At 67.9% G+C, this 20,470-nt stretch carries 22 protein-coding genes; 3 read left to right on the top strand and 19 right to left on the bottom strand.

Annotation, left to right across the window (positions count from 1 at the left end; translation table 11 throughout):
* Positions 1-5 precede the first annotated feature (5 nt).
* From pheT to infC, 13 genes are all read right to left on the bottom strand, one after another.
* Positions 6-2,510 carry a phenylalanine--tRNA ligase subunit beta gene (gene pheT, locus ACZZZF_RS18335; RefSeq protein ID WP_463499873.1) on the bottom strand — a complete coding sequence of 835 codons (2,505 nt, stop codon included), beginning with the start codon at positions 2,508-2,510 and terminating at the stop codon, positions 6-8.
* Positions 2,510-3,550, bottom strand: a complete 1,041-nt coding sequence (gene pheS / locus ACZZZF_RS18330; protein ID WP_072591503.1) for a phenylalanine--tRNA ligase subunit alpha — start codon at positions 3,548-3,550, stop codon at positions 2,510-2,512. Before pheS ends, pheT begins: the two co-directional genes overlap by 1 nt.
* Positions 3,551-3,598: 48 nt before the next feature.
* Positions 3,599-4,540, bottom strand: coding sequence for an amino acid ABC transporter permease (locus ACZZZF_RS18325; RefSeq protein WP_053096895.1), 942 nt, complete (start codon positions 4,538-4,540; stop codon positions 3,599-3,601).
* On the bottom strand, positions 4,537-5,193 hold the full coding sequence (locus ACZZZF_RS18320; RefSeq protein ID WP_053096897.1) for an amino acid ABC transporter permease: 657 nt from the start codon (positions 5,191-5,193) through the stop codon (positions 4,537-4,539). The genes ACZZZF_RS18325 and ACZZZF_RS18320 overlap by 4 nt, the downstream gene beginning before the upstream one ends.
* Before the next feature lie 59 nt (positions 5,194-5,252).
* Positions 5,253-6,161 carry a glutamate ABC transporter substrate-binding protein gene (locus ACZZZF_RS18315; RefSeq protein WP_053096898.1) on the bottom strand — a complete coding sequence of 303 codons (909 nt, stop codon included), beginning with the start codon at positions 6,159-6,161 and terminating at the stop codon, positions 5,253-5,255.
* Positions 6,162-6,207: 46 nt separating this feature from the next.
* Positions 6,208-6,954, bottom strand: a complete 747-nt coding sequence (locus ACZZZF_RS18310; protein ID WP_053099175.1) for an amino acid ABC transporter ATP-binding protein — start codon at positions 6,952-6,954, stop codon at positions 6,208-6,210.
* Positions 6,955-7,309: 355 nt separating this feature from the next.
* Positions 7,310-8,290 carry a TAXI family TRAP transporter solute-binding subunit gene (locus ACZZZF_RS18305; protein WP_463499872.1) on the bottom strand — a complete coding sequence of 327 codons (981 nt, stop codon included), beginning with the start codon at positions 8,288-8,290 and terminating at the stop codon, positions 7,310-7,312.
* Positions 8,287-9,663, bottom strand: a complete 1,377-nt coding sequence (locus ACZZZF_RS18300) for a sensor histidine kinase (protein ID WP_053096902.1) — start codon at positions 9,661-9,663, stop codon at positions 8,287-8,289. The genes ACZZZF_RS18305 and ACZZZF_RS18300 overlap by 4 nt, the downstream gene beginning before the upstream one ends.
* A gap of 6 nt (positions 9,664-9,669) precedes the next feature.
* Positions 9,670-10,338 (bottom strand): response regulator transcription factor, encoded by a 669-nt coding sequence (locus ACZZZF_RS18295; RefSeq protein ID WP_431738871.1) that lies wholly within the window; start codon positions 10,336-10,338, stop codon positions 9,670-9,672.
* 76 nt (positions 10,339-10,414) lie between these two features.
* Positions 10,415-11,227 carry a TrmH family RNA methyltransferase gene (locus ACZZZF_RS18290; protein WP_295105155.1) on the bottom strand — a complete coding sequence of 271 codons (813 nt, stop codon included), beginning with the start codon at positions 11,225-11,227 and terminating at the stop codon, positions 10,415-10,417.
* Between the two features lie 102 nt (positions 11,228-11,329).
* The gene (rplT, locus tag ACZZZF_RS18285; protein ID WP_045252681.1) at positions 11,330-11,716 is read right to left on the bottom strand and encodes a 50S ribosomal protein L20; all 387 of its coding nucleotides are present in this window, start codon (positions 11,714-11,716) and stop codon (positions 11,330-11,332) included.
* Positions 11,717-11,748: 32 nt separating this feature from the next.
* Positions 11,749-11,943: a 50S ribosomal protein L35 gene (gene rpmI / locus ACZZZF_RS18280; protein WP_017828564.1), complete on the bottom strand. Its 195-nt coding sequence runs from the start codon at positions 11,941-11,943 to the stop codon at positions 11,749-11,751.
* A 72-nt stretch (positions 11,944-12,015) separates the two neighbouring features.
* Entirely contained in the window at positions 12,016-12,666 is a 651-nt protein-coding gene (gene infC / locus ACZZZF_RS18275; protein ID WP_072591506.1) for a translation initiation factor IF-3, read from the bottom strand.
* 231 nt (positions 12,667-12,897) lie between these two features.
* Between infC and ACZZZF_RS18270 the strand changes: the two genes are divergently transcribed.
* Positions 12,898-13,296 carry a DUF1844 domain-containing protein gene (locus tag ACZZZF_RS18270; RefSeq protein ID WP_053096908.1) on the top strand — a complete coding sequence of 133 codons (399 nt, stop codon included), beginning with the start codon at positions 12,898-12,900 and terminating at the stop codon, positions 13,294-13,296.
* A 48-nt stretch (positions 13,297-13,344) separates the two neighbouring features.
* Here ACZZZF_RS18270 and ACZZZF_RS18265 read toward each other — a convergent pair whose 3' ends face one another.
* Both ACZZZF_RS18265 and priA read right to left on the bottom strand, forming a co-directional pair.
* A complete protein-coding gene (locus ACZZZF_RS18265; RefSeq protein ID WP_463499870.1) occupies positions 13,345-14,172 on the bottom strand; it encodes an SseB family protein in 828 nt (275 codons plus the stop codon).
* On the bottom strand, positions 14,156-14,902 hold the full coding sequence (priA, locus tag ACZZZF_RS18260; protein ID WP_053096912.1) for a bifunctional 1-(5-phosphoribosyl)-5-((5-phosphoribosylamino)methylideneamino)imidazole-4-carboxamide isomerase/phosphoribosylanthranilate isomerase PriA: 747 nt from the start codon (positions 14,900-14,902) through the stop codon (positions 14,156-14,158). Before priA ends, ACZZZF_RS18265 begins: the two co-directional genes overlap by 17 nt.
* 666 nt (positions 14,903-15,568) lie before the next feature.
* On the opposite strand from priA, the gene ACZZZF_RS18255 reads away from it, so the two are divergent.
* Complete coding sequence (locus ACZZZF_RS18255; protein ID WP_053096914.1) at positions 15,569-16,576, top strand: MinD/ParA family ATP-binding protein; 1,008 nt, start codon at positions 15,569-15,571, stop codon at positions 16,574-16,576.
* Positions 16,577-16,651: 75 nt separating this feature from the next.
* Here ACZZZF_RS18255 and hisH read toward each other — a convergent pair whose 3' ends face one another.
* From hisH to ACZZZF_RS18235, 4 genes are all read right to left on the bottom strand, one after another.
* Complete coding sequence (gene hisH / locus ACZZZF_RS18250; protein ID WP_056280145.1) at positions 16,652-17,293, bottom strand: imidazole glycerol phosphate synthase subunit HisH; 642 nt, start codon at positions 17,291-17,293, stop codon at positions 16,652-16,654.
* Positions 17,290-17,907 (bottom strand): imidazoleglycerol-phosphate dehydratase HisB, encoded by a 618-nt coding sequence (gene hisB, locus ACZZZF_RS18245; protein ID WP_053096918.1) that lies wholly within the window; start codon positions 17,905-17,907, stop codon positions 17,290-17,292. Before hisB ends, hisH begins: the two co-directional genes overlap by 4 nt.
* Entirely contained in the window at positions 17,904-18,998 is a 1,095-nt protein-coding gene (locus tag ACZZZF_RS18240) for a histidinol-phosphate transaminase (RefSeq protein ID WP_171821927.1), read from the bottom strand. Before ACZZZF_RS18240 ends, hisB begins: the two co-directional genes overlap by 4 nt.
* A 91-nt stretch (positions 18,999-19,089) precedes the next feature.
* Positions 19,090-19,452 carry a LysM peptidoglycan-binding domain-containing protein gene (locus tag ACZZZF_RS18235; protein WP_053096921.1) on the bottom strand — a complete coding sequence of 121 codons (363 nt, stop codon included), beginning with the start codon at positions 19,450-19,452 and terminating at the stop codon, positions 19,090-19,092.
* Positions 19,453-19,734: 282 nt separating this feature from the next.
* Between ACZZZF_RS18235 and lexA the strand changes: the two genes are divergently transcribed.
* The gene (lexA, locus tag ACZZZF_RS18230) at positions 19,735-20,421 is read left to right on the top strand and encodes a transcriptional repressor LexA (protein ID WP_056280140.1); all 687 of its coding nucleotides are present in this window, start codon (positions 19,735-19,737) and stop codon (positions 20,419-20,421) included.
* The last annotated feature ends 49 nt before the right edge of the window (positions 20,422-20,470 follow it).

The following is a 20,470-nucleotide window of genomic DNA, read 5'->3' as shown; positions in this document are numbered from 1 at the left end:
GAGCTTCAGTCGCGCAGGGTCGCGTCGAAGCGCTCAGCTGCGACAGCGACACCCGCGAGCTTCGCCTCTGTCGCCTCGGCTGCGGTGAGCGTGCGGTCGTCCGCGCGGAAGCGCAGCGCGAAGGTGAGACTCTTCTGACCATCCGCGACGCCGTCCCCCCGGTAATCGTCGACGAGGCGGATCGACTCGAGAAGCGCACCGGCGCCCTCGGTCAGCGCAGCGCGCACGTCGCCCGCCGGCACATCAGCGCCGACCACCATCGACACGTCCTGTGTCGCAGCGGGGAACGTCGACAGCGAGGCGGCGACCGCACGGTTCCCGCCGAGAGCGATGACCTCGTCGAGGTCGAGCTCGATCACGGTGGCACGACCGGGAAGGTCTGCTCCGGCGGCGACCTCGGGGTGGAGTTCGCCGACGTAGCCGATCTCGACGTCGCCGACTGAGAGCACGCCGGTGCGTCCGGGGTGCAGCGCCGCGCGCTGCCCCTGCACCACATCGAGGTCGACTCCGGCTGCAGCCGCGATGACTCTGGCGGCGTCGAGCGCCTCGGAGAGCCCGTAGGGCTCCGCGGCGCGTCCCGGCTGCTTGGTCACGACGTTGCCCGTGAACAGCGCCGCGACATGACGGTGCTGCGGTGGGATCGACGCGTTCAGTTCGGCGAGCGTGTCGTCCGACGGACGCTCGCCGAGCGGCGGCACCTCGTCCGTGCCGTACTCGACACCCGGCTCGGGCAGGAACACGACTCCGGTCTCGAACAGCGCGAGGTCCGTGAGGCCGCGCGAGATGTTGCGGTGCGCGGTCTGCAGAAGCCCGGGGATCAGCGATCGACGCAGGAACGGAGCGGAGCCGTCGAGCGGGTTCGCGAGCCGGATGCTGGGCAGATGCTCTCCCGACGCCGAGCCGTGCAGGTCGTTCTCCGCCTCCGTCGTGAAGGGGAACGAGGGCGTCTCGACGAGACCGGCAGCCGCCAGCGCGTCGGCGACGCGGCGACGACCCTGCTGGTGTGAGGTGAGACCGCGGCCGGACGGCGGCGTCGGCAGCACGGACGGGATGCGGTCGAGACCGTGGATGCGAGCGACCTCTTCGGCGAGAGACCACTTGTCGGTGAGGTCGGGACGCCAGGTCGGCGGGATCACGGTCCACCCGGCATTCGACCCGGAGACCTCTGCGCCGATGGTCGTGAGCGCGCCGACGATCTCGTCGTCGGAGTAGTCGACGCCGATGAGCCCCTGCACGAATCCGCGCGGGAGATCGATGTCCGATACGAACACCTCGGCGAACAGAGCGCCGCCCTCGTCGGTGAGCGTGCCGCCGGCGAATTCGACCATCAGGTCGGCTGCACGGCGGGCTGCCACGAACGGCACGAGCGGGTCGACACCGCGCTCGAACCGCTTGGATGCCTCGCTGGGCAGCTTGTGACGGCGTGCGGTGCGGGCGATCGTCACAGGGTCGAAGGTCGCGGCCTCGATCAGCACGTTGTGCGTCGTGTCGCTCATCTCGGTCGTGCCGCCGCCCATGACGCCGGCGAGACCGATGGGACCCGATTCGTCGGTGATCAGGAGGTCCTCGACGTGGAGCTTCCGCTCCTGGCCGTCGAGGGTCGTCATCGTCTCACCGGCCGTCGCACGACGCACGGTGATGCCACCGGAGAGCCTGTCGAGGTCGTACCCGTGCAGCGGCTGCCCCAATTCGAGCATCACGTAGTTGGTGATGTCGATCAGGATGCCGAGCGAGCGCATGCCGGCGAGCGACAGCCGCGCGATCATCCACGGCGGGGTCGGCCGCGCGGGGTCGACGTCTCGGACGACGCGCGTGACGAACTCGCTGGCGCCGACGCGGCCGCGTACGGGGGCTGCATCGTCGACGATCGCCGTGTGACCGGCGCCCGGCTGGAGCTCGGTGAAGTCGCGCTCGGCCGGGTCGCGGAACGGTGCTCCGGTCGCGTGGGAGTACTCACGGGCGACACCGCGCAGCGAGAACGCGTACCCGCGGTCGGGCGTGACGTTGATCTCGACCGCGACATCGTCGAGTCCGAGCAGGCTGATGGCGTCTGTGCCGACGGGGGCATCGATACCGAGGTCCGCGAGGACGAGGATGCCGTTGTGTTCGTCGCCGAGCCCCAGCTCACGCGCAGAGGCGATCATGCCGTCGGACACGTGCCCGTAGGTCTTGCGGGCGGCGATCGGGAACGGCCCCGGCAGCACTGCACCGGGAAGCGTCACGACGACCTTGTCACCCGCGACGAAGTTGTGCGCGCCGCAGACGATTCCACGGATTCCGCCGTTCGCCTCACCGACATCGACCTGGCACCAGTTGATCGTCTTGCCGTTGGACTGCGGCTCGGCCTCGAGCGAGACGACCTGTCCGACGACGACGGGACCCGAGATCTCGAAGCGGTGGACGTCCTCCTCCTCGAATCCGACGGTCACGAGCGCTGCGAGGACATCCTCCGGTGTCGTATCCGCTGCCAGATCGACGTACTCACGCAGCCACGAAAGCGGGACGCGCATCACACCACCATCCCGTACTGCTCGCTGAAACGGACATCGCCCTCGGCCATGTCCCGCATGTCCTGCACATCGCTGCGGAACATGAGTCCCCGCTCGACGCCCATTCCGAACGCGAAGCCGCTGTAGACGTCGGGATCGATCCCCGCCGCACGGAGCACGTTCGGGTTGATCATGCCGCAGCCGCCCCACTCGATCCAACGGGCGCCGCCCTTGAAGGTGGGGTGCCAGAGGTCGAGCTCGGCCGACGGCTCGGTGAAGGGGAAGAAGTTCGTGCGGAAGCGCGTCTTGGCCTCGGGGCCGAAGAGCTGACGCGCGACATGGTCGAGCGTTCCCTTGAGATGCGCCATCGAGATCCCCTTGTCGACGACGAGTCCTTCGAACTGGGTGAAGACGGGGAGGTGCGTCGCGTCGAACTCGTCGGTGCGGTACACGCGGCCGGGGCAGAGCACGTAGATCGGCACCTCGCGGTCGAGCATCGAGCGCACCTGCACGGGGCTCGTGTGCGTGCGCATGACGAGGTGGCGCGACGGCGGGTCGACGTAGAAGGTGTCCTGTTCCTGACGGGCGGGGTGGTCGACGTCGAAGTTCAGAGCGTCGAAGTTGAACCACTCGTGCTCGAGCTCGGGTCCTTCCGCGATCTCCCAGCCCATGCCCACGAAGATGTCCGAGATCTGCTCACTCAGCAGGGTCAGCGGGTGCCGGGCGCCGACGCGCGTGCGCGAGGGGATCGCCGTGATGTCCAGCCGCTCGGCCTCGAGGCGCTCAGCGACCTCCGCGGCGGCGAGCTCCTCCTCCTTGGCGGCGAGAGCCTTGGAGACCTGACCGCGGCCCTGTCCGACGAGCTTGCCGAAGGCGGCCTTGTTCTCGGGGGCGACCTGACGCATCGAGGCGTTCAGGACGGCGAGCGGCGATCCGTCGGCGACGTGCGCGGCGCGAGCGGCTTTCAGTTCGGTCGTATCGGCGGCTGCGGCGATCGCTTCGAGCGCGGCCGCCACGGCGGCTTCGACCGCTTCCGGGGTGATTTCGGGAGACTCAGACACGAGACAGGAGTCTACCGGCGCGAGGCGGTCGCCCCGCGCCGGTGGACATCACTTCGGATCGGAGCTGTCCAGCCCGCCTACACCACCGGTGCCGCCGAAGCCGCTGCCCCCGCGCTGCAGCGTGATGAGCTCGGTGTCGGTGCCGTCGCCGTGCTGGCGGGGATCCTCTGCCGCGTGGATCGCCTTCACCTTCGGCGAGCGACGGGTCTGGATCTCGACCCACTTCGCGATGCCCGACAGGATGAGGCACATGACGATGTAGATGCCGCCGATGACGAAGGCCGACTGCAGGATCGGGCGACCCTGCTGCGACGTCAGCTGCTTCGCGTAGTACAGCAGCTCGGGGTAGGTGATGATGAAGCCCAGAGCGGTGTCCTTCATCGTGACGACCAGCTGCGCGACGATCACCGGGAGCATCGCCCGGATCGCCTGCGGCAGGAGGATGAGACGCATCACGCCGCTCTTGCGGAGCCCGATCGCGTAGCCCGCTTCTTTCTGCCCGCGAGGCAGGGACTCGATGCCGGCCCTCAGCACCTCGGCGAGCACGGAGCCGTTGTAGGCCATCAGTGCGATCACGACGGCCCAGTACGGATCCATCTTGATTCCGACCACGGGGAGCCCGTAGTAGAGCAGCATCATGAACACCAGCACCGGAACAGCACGGAAGAGCTCGGTGACGGCTGTCACGGGGATCCGCACCCACGCGTGCTCGGAGAGCCGCCCGATTGCCAGCACGAAGCCGAGGACGACGCTGAGGACGGCGGCGAGCGCGAAGGCGGCGAGCGTGTTGCCCAGGGCCTTGAAGATACCCATCCACACGTTGGAGAACGTGAACACGTACCACTTCTCCGCCGAGAACTGGCCCGTCTCCACCATGCGGAGCACGATGAAGCCGATGGCGGCCAGGACGAGGACGACGGTGGCGACCGCGATGATCCGGTTGCGGGCGATCGCCCGGGGTCCGGGGACGTCGTACAGTACAGAGCTCATCGCGCGATCCTCCAACGGTTCTCGAGATATCGCTGCAGCCAGCTCAACAGCAGCACCAGGGCGACGAACACGACGGCGACCCAGAGGAGGACCTCCATCGGGTTGCCCGGACGGTCGGCCGAATCGTTGATGGTCGACCGGAGAGCCGCGAGCTCGGCGACCGAGAACCCGGCTGCGACGGTCGTGTTCTTCAGGAGCGCGATGAAGACGCTCATCATCGGCGGGACGACCGAGCGGAACGCCTGCGGCAGGATCACGAGACCCATCACCTGTCCGAAGGGAAGTCCGATGGCCCGCGCGGCCTCGGCCTGACCGACGGGCACCGTGTTGATACCCGCCCTCAGAACCTCGGCCACATAGGTCGCCGTGTAGATGCCGATGGCGAGGATGCCGAGCACGAGGTTCGACAGTTCGGGCAACCCGAGTTGCGGGTACCCGAAGATGAAGAAGAAGAACACGAGGGTGAGCGGGGTGTTGCGCACGGTGTTCACGTACACCGTGCCGACGCCGCGGGCGATGGGCACCGGGGAGACACGCATGGCCCCGACGATCAGACCCAGGATCAGTGCGATGATCCCGCCCGCGAAGAACACGATCAGCGTGTTGCTGATCGCCTGTCCCCACAGGTCGAGGTTGCCGAAGATGACGTCCACGCCACCCTCCCTTCTTCAGAGTGAATGGGCGGCCCCCCTGAGGGGGCCGCCCATGTCGATCAGTACGCGTCGACCTCGGGCTGTTCGACCTCGATGCCGCTGGAACCGAGGTTCGCGTCGAAGATCGCCTGCCAGATGTCGCCACCGTCGGTGAAGAGCTCGTTGATGTGCGTGCGCAGCGCGTCGTCGCCCTTCGTGAGGCCGACACCGTAGCGCTCCTCGGTGAAGAGGCCGCCGGTCACCTTGACGTCATCCGGGTACTGGGCCGCGTAGCCGATCAGGATCGCCTGGTCGGTGGTCACGGCGTCGACCTTGCCGTCGATGAGGTCCTGGACGCAGGCGGAGTACAGGTCGTACTCCTGCGTCTTGATCTCGGGGAAGTTCGCCTTGATGTTCTGGATCGGCGTCGAGCCGGTCGCCGAGCAGACGGTCTTGCCGTTGAAGTCCTCGAGAGCCTCGGCGTCGTCCGCGTCGGCGGCGACCAGGAGTCCCTGACCGGTGATGAAGTAGGGACCCGCGAAGTCGATGAGCTCCTTGCGCTTGTCGTTGATCGAGTAGGTGCCGACGTAGTAGTCGATGTCACCGTTGGTGATCGCCTGCTCGCGGTTCGCCGAAGCGATCGGCTTGAACTCGATCTTGTCCTCGTCGTAGCCCAGGGATGCGGCGATCCACCGTGCGATGTCGACGTCGAAGCCGGTGCGCTCTCCGGTCGTGACATCGAGGTAGCCGAGCCCGGGCTGGTCCTCCTTGACGCCGACGATCACCTTGTCGCGCTCCTGGATGGCGTCGAACGTCGGGCTGCCCTCGAGCTGGACGTCGTCAGCGACCTCGAACCAGGTGGAGTCCTCGCTCTCTTCGCCGCCGGTTCCGGCGCCGGGGCTGGACGGGCTGCCGCTGTTGCAGGCCGTCAGCGCGAACAGTGCAACCGTCGCGATCCCGATTCCTGCCAGTGTCCGTGTGCGTCGCATGTGCGTCTCCTTCGTGTGCTGTGTGTGCAAAGGTCTGTGAGGCTCGTCAGTGCGTGAGGAGCTTGGAGAGGAAGTCCTTGGCGCGGTCGCTCTTCGGGTTCGTGAAGAACTCCTCAGGCGTCGCCTCCTCGACGATCTTGCCGTCGGCCATGAACACGACCCGGTTGGCGGCCTTGCGAGCGAAGCCCATCTCGTGGGTCACGACGATCATCGTCATGCCGTCACGGGCGAGCTCCACCATGACGTCGAGGACCTCGTTGATCATCTCGGGGTCGAGCGCGCTGGTCGGCTCGTCGAAGAGCATGACCTTGGGCTGCATGGCGAGAGCGCGGGCGATCGCGACGCGCTGCTGCTGTCCGCCGGAGAGCTGTGCGGGAAGCTTAGAGGCCTGCTGGGCGACGCCGACGCGCTCGAGAAGCATCATCGCCTCCTTGTCGGCATCGGCCTTCTTCATGCCGCGGACCTTGATCGGGCCGAGCGTCACGTTCTCGAGGATCGTGAGGTGCGCGAAGAGGTTGAACGACTGGAACACCATGCCGACGTCTGCTCGCAGATGCGCGAGGCCCTTTCCCTCAGCGGGGAGCGCCTTGCCGTCGATGCTGATCGTGCCGCTCGTGATCGTCTCGAGGCGGTTGATCGTGCGACACAGTGTCGACTTGCCCGAGCCTGAGGGACCGATCACCACGACGACCTCGCCGGCGTTCACCGTGAGGTCGATATCCGTGAGCGCCTGGAAGTCGCCGTAGTGCTTCTGGACATTGTCGACAACGACGAGGGGCTTACCGGTGGTCATCATTTCTCCAAACTAGCCAGGTCGCTCACGTGGCTCCACAGTGATGCGTCGACATTTACACGTTCGTAACCACGCGATGGGGCCGATCCCGCCCGAGAACCGGAGTGCCCCACGGTCCGCCCCCGCGGACCGTGGGGGCGTCCCTGCTGCTCCGTTCCTCCCCCGAGTAGAACGTGGCAGCAAGCCTCCGACCGGATCCGATCGCAGGACGACTCCGGAGAATGGCCGAGTCCGCGCCTCAATGAGGGGCGTGGGCTCTGTGGCATCTGAATTCTCCGTTGAATCGAGCGCGATCGACCCCCACATTGGCAGAGTGACATGCCGGTATGAGACTTCTTGAGGATTTCTTGAGGCCTCAGTCCCGCTGGTCCCGGTAGTACTCGACGGCCCCCGGATGCAGGTCGACCGGCCCCGTGAAGATCGCCTGCCTGCGGTCGAGCAGGGACGCGACCGGAACCCGCTGCGCGATATCGGTGCGGACCGTGAAGAGGCTCGTGAGGACGTCCCGTACGACGCCGTCCGGAGTGTCGGACGAGGTGACCAGATAGTTCGGCACCGCCATCGTGGGCGCGGACTCGTCGAGTCCATAGAGCGCGACGGGGAAGTCGGACGGCCGATACGCATCGGAGTATCGAGCGTTGATCGCGGTGACCCATGTCTGCTCGATCGGCACCAGCCGCACGGGCGTCGTCGTCGCGAGCTCCGCGATGCCCGGTGTCGGGATGCCGCCGACCCAGAAGAATCCGTCGATCTCGGATCTCTCGAGCGCGCTGATCGACTCACCGAGATCGAGCCGGGGATCCGTGATCGTCGCGACGTCGACGTCGGCGGCGTCGAGTGCTCGCGCAGCGATCACATTGACGCCGGAATTCTCGGCCCCGAGCGACACCGTCCTGCCCGCAAGGTCGCCGAGGGCGGCGATGTCCGAATCCGCGCGTACGACCACGTGGAGGTACTCGTCGTACAGGCGAGCGACAGCCTGCACCGGCATGGGCTCGTCGAACGCTCCCACTCCGGCGACGGCGTCGGCCGCGGCATCCCCTTGCGCGAACCCGAGGAGGGCCTCCCCCGAGCTCACCCGCAGGAGGTTGTCGACGGACCCGGCGGTCTCGGCCGCCGACACGCGGATGCCCAAGGACTCCGACAGCTCCCGAGCGAGTTCGTCGCCGTAGGCGTAATAGACCCCGTTGGATCCCCCGCCGGCGATCTCGTAGGCAGAGTCGTTCCACTCCGTCGATCGAGCGCTGCACGCGCTGCTCGTGGCGGCGAGCAGCAGCACGAGTGCCGTCGCCACCCCTCTGCGCCACCATGCGCGGCGGCTCTCCCGCCCGCTCATCCCTCGGCTCCGTCCGGCAGCATCAGCGACACCAGCAGCCCGCCGTCGTCCGGCGTATCGACCCGCAGCTCGCCGCCGATCGATTCCAAGAGGTCGGTCGCTATCGCGAGGCCGAGCCCTGACCCCGGAACCCCGCCGCTGTCGTCGCTGCGCCAGAATCGGTCGGCGGCGTTCGCGGCCTGCTCTCGCGTCAGGCCGGGGCCGTGGTCGCGGACTGTCAGCACGCAGAGTCCACCGCTGCGGTGCGCGTCGACCTCGACGGCCGACTCGGCGGGCGAGAACTTCACCGCATTGTCGATGACGGCGTCGAGCGCGCTCTCGACGATCGTGCGGTCGGTGATGCTCATCACCGGGCCCACTCCTGTCGAGAGCATCCGGACGCGTCGCTGTGACGCGACCTCGCTCCAGGCGTCTGCGCGGCGGGCGGCGAGCGTGGTCAGATCGACGGCTGAGATCATCGTGTCGGCGCGCCCGCCGCGCGCGAGTCCGAGGAGCGTCTCGAGGATGCGAGCCATCCGGCGCCCTTCCTCCCTCGTCTCCTCGACGTCGTCCTTCCAGTCGGCTCCGAGACCGGTCGAGAGGTGCTCGACGCGCAGCAGCAGCGCGTTGAGGGGATTGCGGAGCTCGTGCGAGGCGTTCAGGGCGAACTCCTGCTGACGCGTCATGACGCGCTCGATCTCATCCGCCATGCCGTTGAACACGCGCGTCATCCGGCGTAGCTCAGGAGGCCCCGTGTCCTCCGCGACCCTCGCATCCATCTCGCCGCGTTCGATCGCGATCATCGCCTCATCGAGACGTCGGACCGGAGAGAGCACCCACCGGGCGAGTTGGAAGACGAGGAGCACGCCGAGTCCGATCGAGACGATCGACACGACCGTCAGCACAAGAATCTGCTGCAGGATCTGGGTCCGTGGCGCCTCGACGTCCGCGGAGAGCATCACGGCGCCGATCACGTCTCCGTCGTCGAAGACCGGCTCGACGAGCGAGGACTCTGCCGCGATCCAGGGGAACACCGGCTCGGGCGCCTCGGCGCGGCGCCCCGAGAGCGCGAGGCCGACCCGTGCGGCATCGTCCTCTGACAGGACTTCGCCGCCGCCGTCGCGCGCTGACCACACCCCACCGGAAAGATCGAAGACGATCACATCGATCCCGTACACCTCGTGGAAGCGGGCGACCTCCGCATCGATCACCGTCGCGCTGCCCGACCGCAGCGCCTGCCGCGCGCTGGTCACGAAATACCCGAGGTCACCGAGCTGCTCGGTGTAGAAGGCCTGCTGGATGCTGCGGGTCGCGCTCCACGCCGTGGCGCCGCCCAACGACAGCAGGATCGCGACGAGCGGCACCAGGAAGACGACGACGAGACGTCTGCGCATCGAACGCTACCCGGCCAACCGATAGCCGACACCGCGCACGGTCTCGATCAGATGCCGCTGACCCGCCTTCTTGCGGATCGCGCCGACGTGCACCTCGAGCGAGTGCCCGAAGCCGCGCCAGTCGGTGTTCCAGACCTCGCGGATGAGTCTCTCCTTCGGCACGGCGACGCCGGGGTACCGGGCGAGCACCGCCACGATGTCGAATTCCTTGCGAGTGAGTTCGATGGGAGCGCGTCCGATGATCACCTGCCTGGCGACGAGGTCGATCTCGATCTCGCCATCCTGCAGCCGTACGCGCGCCTCGGATTCCGGCCGCACGGGTCGAGAGCGTCGTGTGACCGCCTCGATCCGGGCGAGGAGCTCGTGGACGTCGTAGGGCTTGACGACGAAATCGTCAGCGCCGGCACGCAACCCTCTGATGCGCTCCGTGACCTGGTTGCGTGCGGTGACGATCACGATCGGCACCTCGGAGCGTGCGCGGATCCGACGGCAGAGATCGATGCCGTCGACATCGGGCAGACCGAGGTCGAGGAGCACCACCTCGGTGTCCGCACCCAGCTGCTGCAGCGCGGAGGCTCCGTCCGCGGCTCGCACGGTGGCGTACCCGGATCGCGCGAGGAAGGCCTCGAGTGCAGCGGCGACACGCTCGTCGTCCTCCACGATCAGAATCTGCATCGACCCTGGGTCCCCTTCTCCGCTCGAGCAGGGACAAACCTACCAGCAGGACGGGCGGCCGCTCGTCCGCCGGAGATCAGGCCGAGGATGCCGCCCGCTGCGCGAACGCGCTCTCGTAGAGGCAGACGCTCGCTGCCGTGGCGAGGTTCAAGGATTCGGCGCGGCCGAAGATCGGCAGCTTCAGCACCTGGTCGGCCTGCGCGAGCGCCTCGTCCTCGAGACCGCGCGCCTCATTGCCGAACAGCCACGCCGTGGGCTCGGCGAGCACTCCGTCCGCCCGGGCATGAAGAAGATCCTCGCCCTTGACGTCCGCGGCCAGAATCCGGAGTCCCGCGGCGTGAGCCTTCTCGACCACATCCGAGAGCTCTGCGCCCACGGACACGGGCAGATGGAACAGCGAACCTGTCGTGGCGCGCACGACCTTCGGGTTGTAGGGATCGACCGTGCGGCCCGTCAGCACGACGGCGTCGGCTCCCGCCGCATCGGCGGCCCTGATGATCGTGCCGAGGTTTCCCGGGTCCCTGATCTCCTCGCAGATCGCCACCAGACGGGGGGATGCCGCGAAGATGTCCCGCACCGACGTGGGCGCCTGCCGGACGACGGCCACCAGCCCCTGCGGAGTGACTGTGTCGGCCATCGCGTTCAGCACGTACTCCGTGACGTACTCCACGTCGATGCCGGCGTCCGATGCCTTCGCGCGGATGTCCGGATGCTTCTCCCAGCCGGTCGGGGTCGCGAACAGCTCCACGATCGCCTCAGGACTGTAGGTCAGCGCCTCGCGAACCGCCTGGGGACCTTCGAGGAGGTAGAGCCCTGTCTCTGCGCGCGCGCTGCGCTTGGTCAGCTTGGCGACGGCACGGACTCGGGGCGAACGGGGGTTCTCCAGCACGTTCACAGTCTAGAGAACGGCAGGACCGTTCCTGCGCAAACGCCGGGCGAACGACAGAGGACGCCCTCCCGAAGGAGAGCGTCCTCTGTGGTGAAGAGCTGCTTACGCAGCCGACTTCGGAGCGTTGACGTCGGAAGGCAGAGCCTTCTTCGCCGTCTCGACCAGCGTCGTGAAGGTCGCTGCGTCGTTGACCGCGAGGTCGGCGAGCATGCGACGGTCGACGGTGACGCCCGCGAGACCGAGGCCCTGGATGAAGCGGTTGTACGTGATGCCGTTCTGACGTGCAGCGGCGTTGATGCGCTGGATCCAGAGACGACGGAAGTCGCCCTTGCGCTTGCGACGGTCACGGTACGAGTAGACCAGCGAGTGGATGACCTGCTCTTTGGCCTTGCGGTAGAGGCGCGAACGCTGACCGCGGTAGCCGGAGGCGCGCTCGAGGATGACCCGACGCTTCTTGTGGGCGTTTACCGCCCGCTTGACTCTTGCCATTTTCCTGTGTTCCTATCGTGCGTTCGGGCGCGTCAGCGACCGAGAAGCTTCTTCGCGACCTTGGTGTCAGCCTTCGACAGCACCTGGTCCTGGTTGAGGCGGCGGGTGCGACGGCTCGACTTGTGCTCGAGGTTGTGGCGCATTCCGGCCTGCTGCTTCTTCAGCTTGCCGCTGCCGGTGATCTTGAAGCGCTTCTTAGCACCCGAGTGGGTCTTCTGCTTCGGCATCTTCTCTTCCTTCGTATGGCGCCTTCTCAGGCGACGGTGTCAACCCGCGGTGCGGGAGTCTGGGGGCGGGAGTTATTCCGCTGCGGCCTCGGCCGGCTCGTCGGCGTCGGTCTTGGCTTCGCGGGCGGCCTGCTTGTTCGCTGCGCGCTGGGCGTCGCGAACCGCATTCTGCTCCTGCTTCGCCTCGGACTTGCTCTTGAGCGGAGCCACGATCATGACCATGTTGCGGCCGTCGATGGTCGGGTTCGACTCGACGGTTCCGAGCTCGGCGACATCCTCGGCGAACTTGCGGAGGAGACGGACGCCCTGCTCGGGACGCGACTGCTCGCGACCACGGAACAGGATCATGGCCTTCACCTTGTCGCCGGCCTTGAGGAAGCCCTCGGCGCGCTTGAGCTTCGTCGTGTAGTCGTGCGCCTCGATCTTCAGTCGGAAGCGGACCTCTTTGAGGATGGTGTTCGCCTGGTTGCGGCGAGCTTCCTTCTCCTTCTGGGCGGCTTCGTACTTGAACTTGCCGTAGTCCATGATCTTGACCACGGGCGGCTTCGAGTTGGGCGCGACCTCGACGAGGTCGAGATCTGCTTCCTGCGCAAGGCGCAGCGCCGCCTCGATGCGGACGACGCCGATCTGCTCACCCGCGGGACCGACGAGGCGGACCTCGGGGACGCGGATGCGCTCATTGGTGCGGGGATCGCTGATGCGTAGCTCCTTAGACGATGGGATTCGGCCACCAGGATGCTGTCAGCACCCCGGGCGAAATCAGAATCGTCCCACCCACCGGCATTCAGACGCCGGCTCCGCACCCTGCCTGCCGGACCCCGTCTGACGACGCGATCCGGTGGAGTGCAAGACCCGGTAGCCTGGAACGGCAAGCGCGGGTGGGAAGTGAATCCTCTTTCGTACCGGAGCATGACGCTCCGGAGCCCGACAAAGTCTAACAGAAGGCAAGGCGAAGTGACGAACCAGGCATCGGATGAGGCTGCACGCGAGCGCGAAGAGCGCTGGGCACGGCAGGAGGAGGCGGCGTCCTCCGCCACGCGGGACATCGCCGATGTGCCGGCGGTCGAGGTCATCACGACCGCAGCCGTCCACCTCATGAGTGCCGCGGCGGTCAAGCTCGGCCTCGCCGACGACCCGCACGCGGCGGAGCAGCTCGACCTCGATGAGGCGCGCAAGCTCATCAATGCCCTCGCCGGGCTGATCACCGCCGGCGCACCGGAGATCAGCGACATGCACGCGCGGTCCCTCCGAGACGGGCTGCGCTCGCTGCAGCTCGCGTTCCGCGAGGCGTCGACCATTCCCGACCCGATCGGCAAGGGTCCGGGCGAGAAGTGGACAGGCCCGGTCAACTAGGGACTGCCGGCCGCTGCGGCTGACCGGTCGGTGGCAGCACCGAGCCGGTCAGGCCGAGCGACGCAGCTTCACGGTGAGAGAGTCGGCGAGCACCGCGATGCGATCATCCGCCGCCCACCGCTGCGCCAGGCGCGCGAGCACGGCATCGAGCACCTCGCGCTCGAGCCCGTCGACCAGCTCGAGGATGACGATCAGTTCTGGTCCGCGCAGACGGGCGTCCGGGTCTCCGGCCGCGACGGCGACGTCGATCACGGCGAGTTCATGCGCGACACTCTCCTGCAGAGCAGTGAAGACCTCGGGCGACAGGAAACTCGGCTCCCACCGATGACCCTGCGCGACTGCCCACACCGCGGGACGGCGGAGGACGAACTCGGTGTCCGACGTCGGGTCGAGAACGATCAGATCCGTCTCCTCCGCCGACGCTGCGAGAGCGGCGCGCACGGCTTCCACCGGGATCGGGCGGGCCGTCGCGTCCCAGCGCTGCATCGCCTCGACCGACGAGAACACCGGCTGCACGCGACGACCGTCGGGAGCCGCGACCGTCACGATCGAGAGCTCCTGAGTCTTGTCGACAGCGAGACCGCTCGGCGCCACGCCCTCCTCGCCCTTCTCGGCGATGAGCGGGATCAGGACCCGCGCCGAACGGAACGCGTCGACGACCTCGGTCTGAGCGCCCTCGCCCGCCCGAAAACGCAGCAGCGCCTCGAGCAGAGCCGGGTCGGCCGATCCGTCGTCGGCGGCATGAGGGTTCGACTGGAAGCTGCGGCCTTCCCAGGGCACACCGGCCGAGTCGCCCCGATCGCTGGACGGGTGCTCGTGCGACCCATGACGGTCGTGGGGACCGTGGTCCCCGGCGTCGTCAGTCCCCTGCGACATCCAGCGCCTCAGCCAGCGTGAACGCGCCGGCGTAGAGTGCCTTGCCGACGATGGCGCCTTCGACGCCCAGCGGCACCAGTTCGCGGAGCGCCACGATGTCATCGAGGTTCGAGATGCCTCCGGATGCCACGACGGGCTTCGGGGTGCGGGCTGTGACCTCGCGCAACAGCTCGAGGTTCGGCCCCTTGAGGGTCCCGTCCTTGGTGACGTCGGTCACGACGTAACGGCTGCACCCGGCATCCTCGAGGCGCTCGAGCACCTCCCAGAGGTCGCCGCCCTCCTTCGTCCACCCGCGAGCGGCCAGCGTCGTACCGCGGACGTCGAGCCCGACGGCGATCGCTTCGCCGTAACGGCTGATCACGTCGGCGGCCCACTCGGGGTTCTCCAGCGCGGCCGTGCCGAGGTTGATGCGGGTCGCGCCGCTCTCGAGAGCCGCCTCGAGCGTCGCGTCGTCACGGATGCCGCCGGACAGCTCGACGTTGACGTTCTTGAACTGCTTGATGACCTTGCGGAGGATCGGCGCGTTGCTGCCGCGTCCGAAAGCGGCATCGAGGTCGACGAGATGGATCCACTTCGCCCCCTGTGCGACCCACTCCCCCGCGGCGTCGAGCGGGTCGCCGTAGCTGGTCTCGGTGCCGGCCTCACCCTGAGTGAGGCGGACGGCCTTGCCCCCGGCGACATCGACGGCGGGAAGCAGGGTGAGAGCGGGAGACTGCGCGAAGTCGTTCATGACGTCCTCAGGTGAGATGGAGAGACCGATTCGTCGGCACGAGAATCGACACTAGCCCGCGTATCGGCCCGCTCCAAAACGATGACAGCAGAGAACCTCCCGTGCCACGCGGTAGCCTCGATGACGCCCCTGTTTCGGTGTGTGAGGAGATGTTCCATGGTGCGCGATGCGGAAGCGCGAGGAGGCGGACCCCTGCGACGCGGGAATGCGCTGCCTCCCGAGACTCCGGATGAGCGCGCTCAGATGCCGGCTGGACCCGACGCGGAGCCCACAGCCCCGCACCCCCGACCGGCACCCCAGCCCGCCCCCGCGCCGGGAACACGAGCCGCAGCGGCATGGGCAGCAGCCTCCGCCGCAACTCCTCCTTCCGATGATGCGCGACCGGCCACGCCCGCTGTACCGATCTCCGCACCGCCTTCGGTCCCCGCTGCGCCACCCGCCGCCCCTGCAGTACCGCCCGCGCCCTCAGCCGCATCGCCCGCAGCCCCTGCGGTACCGACGACGCCGGCACCTTCCGGTGCGCCCGCTGCGACCGGATCGCTTCCGACCGCGTGGTCGGAACAGCAGAGCTCTTCGACTCAGGACAGCACCGCGCGGCCCGCCGTTCCGGCGGCCACGGCGCCGCGCCCCCAGTCTTCCGACGTACCGCCCGCTCCGCCGCTGCCGGTGCCCGCCTCGGCCCCGTCCGCGCCCAACGCCGCCGCTGCAGAGTCGGCGTCCTCGGCATCCTCGCGTCGTCAGCAGCGCGAGCAGGGCGTGGGGCGTCGCTCGTTCCTTCAGGAGGAGCGCCGTGAGGAGCCAGCGCGTCAGGGCGGTCGCGGGCTGCTCAACCGCGTCGGGTTCACCCTCGGCCCGAGCGCTCGCGAACGCGCCGTCCGCGACGACGAGCACGCGGTGAGCCGCCACTGGCCGGGCCCCCGCACCGTCGCTGTCGTCAACGGGAAGGGCGGGGCGGGAAAGACACCGGCCACCGTGCTGCTGTCGGCGGTCTTCGCGCAGTACGGCGGCGCCGGGGTTCTCGCCTGGGACAACAACCAGACCCGCGGCACCCTCGGCTGGCGCACCGAGACGGGGGCGCACGATCGCACACTGCTCGAACTGCTTCCGCAGACCCAGCGCCTGCTGGGAGCCCAGGGACAGTCAGCCGACCTCGCGCACTTCGTGCATCACCAGCCGCAGGAGAAATACGACGTCCTGCGGTCGAAGCCAGTCCGACTGGCCCACGAGAATCGGCTCCGGCCCAGTGACGTCGACTCCATCCACGCGATCGCGGCCAAGTTCTACCGTCTGATCATCATCGACTCCGGCAACGACGAGTCCGATCCGATGTGGCTGCGGATGATCGACCTCGCCGACCAGATCGTCGTGGCGACGACGACACGTGACGACCATGCCGAGGCCGGGGCGCTGCTGCTCGAGGCACTCGAAGACCGCGACGAGCGATCCGCACGGCTGGCTCGCGAGTCAGTGGTCGTCGTCAGCCAGGCGGACCCGAAGGCATCCCCCGCCGAAGTCGCAGACGTCATCGCCGGATATCAGCCGCTCGCGCGCGAAGTCGTCGGCATCCCCTTCGATCGGGAGATGGTCGACGGTCACCTCCGTCTTCGTGCACTTGCGGCGCCGACGCAGCGGTCGTGGCTCTCTGCCGCGGCCGCCGTCGCCCGAGGCTTCTGAGCCGTTCGGCAGAGGACCCGACGGACCGGTCGTCCGAGGTTCGGATCGACGGCGGCTCAGCGGGCTGCCGACGCGTCAGGACCGAAGACTGTCGACCCAGTTGCGGAGCAGCTGGATTCCGGCCTCTCCGGACTTCTCGGGATGGAACTGCGTCGCGGAGAGCGGCCCGTTCTCGACCGCGGCGAGGAACGGATCGCCGTACGTCGACCACGTGAGCACCGGCTGAGGGAACGGCGGGATGACATCGAGCTCCCACGACTGCGCGGCGTAGGAATGCACGAAGTAGAAGCGTTCGTTCTCGATGCCCTTGAACAGCACCGACTCAGCGCCCGGCTCGACCGTGTTCCACCCCATGTGCGGCAGCACCGGCGCGTTGAGCTCCGTGACCGCTCCCGGCCATTCGCCGAGACCCTCGGAATCGTGCCCGCGCTCGACACCGTGCGCGAACAGAACCTGCATGCCGACGCAGATGCCGAGCACCGGGCGCCCGCCTGCGAGCCGGCGATCGATGATCTCGTCCCCGCCGTGCGCGTAGAGCGCATCGCGGACGGCCTGGAACGCGCCGACTCCGGGCACCACGAGACCGTCGGCCTCGAGGGCCTCCGTGCGGTCGCGCGTCAGCACCGCATCAGCACCGGCTGCGATGAGCGCCTTGACAGCCGAGTGGACGTTGCCGGATTCGTAGTCGAAGACGGCGACCCGGGGAGCCCTGCTCACAGTGCGCCCTTCGTCGACGGGATGCCGTCGACCAGGGGGTCGAGGGCCTTGGCCTGGCGGAACGCCCGAGCGAATGCCTTGTACTCGGCTTCGGCGATGTGGTGGGGGTCGCGGCCCCCGAGAACGCGTACGTGCACCGTGAGTCCCGCGTTGAAGGTGATGGCCTCGAACGTGTGGCGCACGAGCGAACCGGTGAAGTGGCCGCCGATGAGGTGGTGCTCGAAACCGGCAGGCTCCCCCGTGTGAACGAGATAGGGACGCCCCGAGATGTCCACGACAGCCTGCGCGAGCGCTTCGTCGAGCGGCACGAGAGCGTCGCCGTATCGCGAGATGCCGGACTTGTCGCCCAGCGCCTCACGGATGGCCTGACCGAGAACGATCGAGATGTCCTCCACGGTGTGGTGTGCGTCGATCTGCGTGTCCCCCGAGGCGCGCACCGTGAGGTCCGTGAGCGAGTGCTTCGCGAAAGCCGTCAGCATGTGATCGAAGAACGGCACCGACGTGTCGATACGGCTCGCACCGGTGCCGTCGAGGTTCAGCTCGAGCTCGACGGTGGACTCCGACGTGCTGCGCACACGCGTGGCGGTGCGCGGGGTCTGGGCGGGGCTGCTCATGAAGCCGATCCTATCGAGGCGAGGGCATCGAGGAATGCCGTGGTCTCCGCCTCGGTGCCCGCGGTGACGCGGAGGTGCCCGGGGATCCCGACGTCGCGGATGAGAACACCCTGCTCGTAGAGCTGCTGCCAGACCTTCTGGGGCTCTGCGACGCCCCCGAACAGGACGAAGTTCGACCAGGACTCATGCGGGGTGTAGCCCAGCGCCTCGAGTGTCGCGGAGATGCGATCCCGCTGCTCGACGATCTCCTCGACCATGCCGAGCATCACGTCGGAGTTGCGCAGAGCGGCGACGGCTGCGGCCTGCGTGAGAGCGCTGAGGTGATAGGGCAGGCGCACGAGCCGCAGAGCGTCGATGAAGGCAGGATCCGCGGCGAGGTACCCCACGCGGGCACCCGCGAAGGCGAAGGCCTTGCTCATCGTGCGGGAGACGGCGAGCCGCGGTCGTCCCTCGAGAAGGGTCAGAGCCGATGCCGCGTCGTGCGGCGCGAACTCCTGGTACGCCTCGTCGACGACGACGATTCCGTTCGACGCCTCGTACACGGCTTCGACGACGTCGAGGCCCAGCGGCGTGCCTGTCGGATTGTTCGGCGAGCACAGCAGGATGACGTCAGGATCGACATCTCGCACCTGCGCTGCCGCCTCTTCGGGGGTGATCGTGTAATCGGGCTGCCTGGTGCCGGCGACCCAACGCGCTCCGGTGCCCTTCGAGATCAGCGGATACATCGAGTAGGTCGGGGCGAAGCTGAACGCCGTGCGGCCCGGCCCTCCGAACGCCTGCAGAATGTGCTGAAGGACTTCGTTCGACCCGTTGCCTGCCCAGATCTGAGCCGGTTCGAGACCATGACCGAGATACTCCGCGAACCCTTCCCGGAGCGTGGTGAACTCGCGATCCGGGTAGCGGTTGACATCGCGGAGCGCGACCGCGATGTCGTCCAGGATGTCACTGGCGACCGCGTCGGGAACCGGATGCGTGTTCTCGTTGACGTTGAGTGCGATCGGAAGAGGCGCTTGCGGCGCTCCATAGGGCGTGAGCCCTCGGAGGTCGTCGCGAAGAGGGAGGTCGGCGAGTGATGCAGTCACCCTTCCCATGGTAGGCCGCCTTCGCTACACAGACGCTCGTGGTGACGGAGTGTGAACGCGCATCCGCGCCGCACCGCTCGATCGAACGGCCCTCACGGGTTCATTCCGAATACTGCGCCGGAATCGCCAGCTCCTGGCCGATCTGCAGCTCGCCGCCGCGCAGCAGGTTCAGACGCGTGATGTCACCGATCACGTCGCGCGGATCCGCGCCGGGGGCCACGCTCTCAGCGATCGACCACAGCGTGTCGCCGGGCATCACCGTCACCGTCGCGAACGATGCCGTGGCAGTCTGCTCGCCTGAGGCCATCGCACTGCCGCCGCTGAGTGCGGCGAATGCGATCCCGGCTGCGAGCGGCACGGCCGCGACAGCGAGAACGACACGTCGACCGCGCGCCGTCAGCTTGAGCCGCGTCGCCGGACGAGCCGGAAGGACTGCTGCACTGCTGAAGGTGATGGTGCTCATGTCGTGCTCCTCTGCATCTACCGCGTGGGCGGTGAAGTTGGCGTAGCGTTCGCATTCGCGCCTCGGCCGGGAGCCGTGAATGCGAAGCTACGTTCCGAAGTTATCTTCGAATTCGAACATCTGTCAAGCGTTCTTCGAAACAGAAGTCCGGGAATCGGCCGACACGCTCGAACAGATCTTCCACTTCGGCGCGATTCTCGGATACGGTTTCGATGTCAACACCCCACCACGGGCCTCCGACATTCGAACTGAGACGCCGGAATCGCACACCTGAGGAGCACCATGAGCGACATCTCCGCCCCCGACGCCGACGTCCCGCGCACCCGTCGCCGCAAGAGCCTGAGTCCCAAGCAGATGGCGATCCTCGAGGTCATCCAGACGTCGATCAGCCGTCACGGGTACCCGCCGAGCATGAGAGAGATCGGCGACGCCGTGGGCCTCAAGTCGCTGTCCAGCGTGACCCACCAGCTCGGCCAGCTCGAGCTGAGCGGATATCTGCGACGCGACCCCGGCAAGACCCGTGCCATGGAAGTGCTCATCGACCTCCCCGGCACCAGCGGAGAGAATCCCGCCGATGTGGCGACCCCCGTGGGCGATGCGGCGCTCGTGCCGCTCGTCGGCCGCATCGCCGCAGGTGTCCCGATCACCGCCGACCAGCAGGTCGAGGAGATCTTCCCGCTCCCCCGGCAGCTCGTCGGCAAGGGCGACCTGTTCATGCTCAAGGTGTCCGGCGAATCGATGATCGATGCGGCGATCTGCGACGGCGACTGGGTCGTGGTGCGGTCGCAAAGCAGCGCCGAGAACGGCGAGATCGTCGCCGCCATGCTCGACGGCGAGGCGACGGTGAAGGTTCTCCGTCGACGCGACGGCCACACCTGGCTGCTGCCTCGCAACTCCGCATTCGAGCCGATCCTCGGCGACGAGTCCGTCATCCTCGGCAAGATCGTCGCCGTGCTGCGCGCGGTCTGACTCCCCTCCCACCCTGGCGGTGACGGCGGGCGTCGACGCACCATAGGCT

Source organism: Microbacterium sp. AC215 (genome assembly GCF_979258645.1).
The sequence above is the reverse complement of the archived record's forward strand: the minus strand, read 5'-3'. Positions and strand labels throughout refer to the sequence as shown.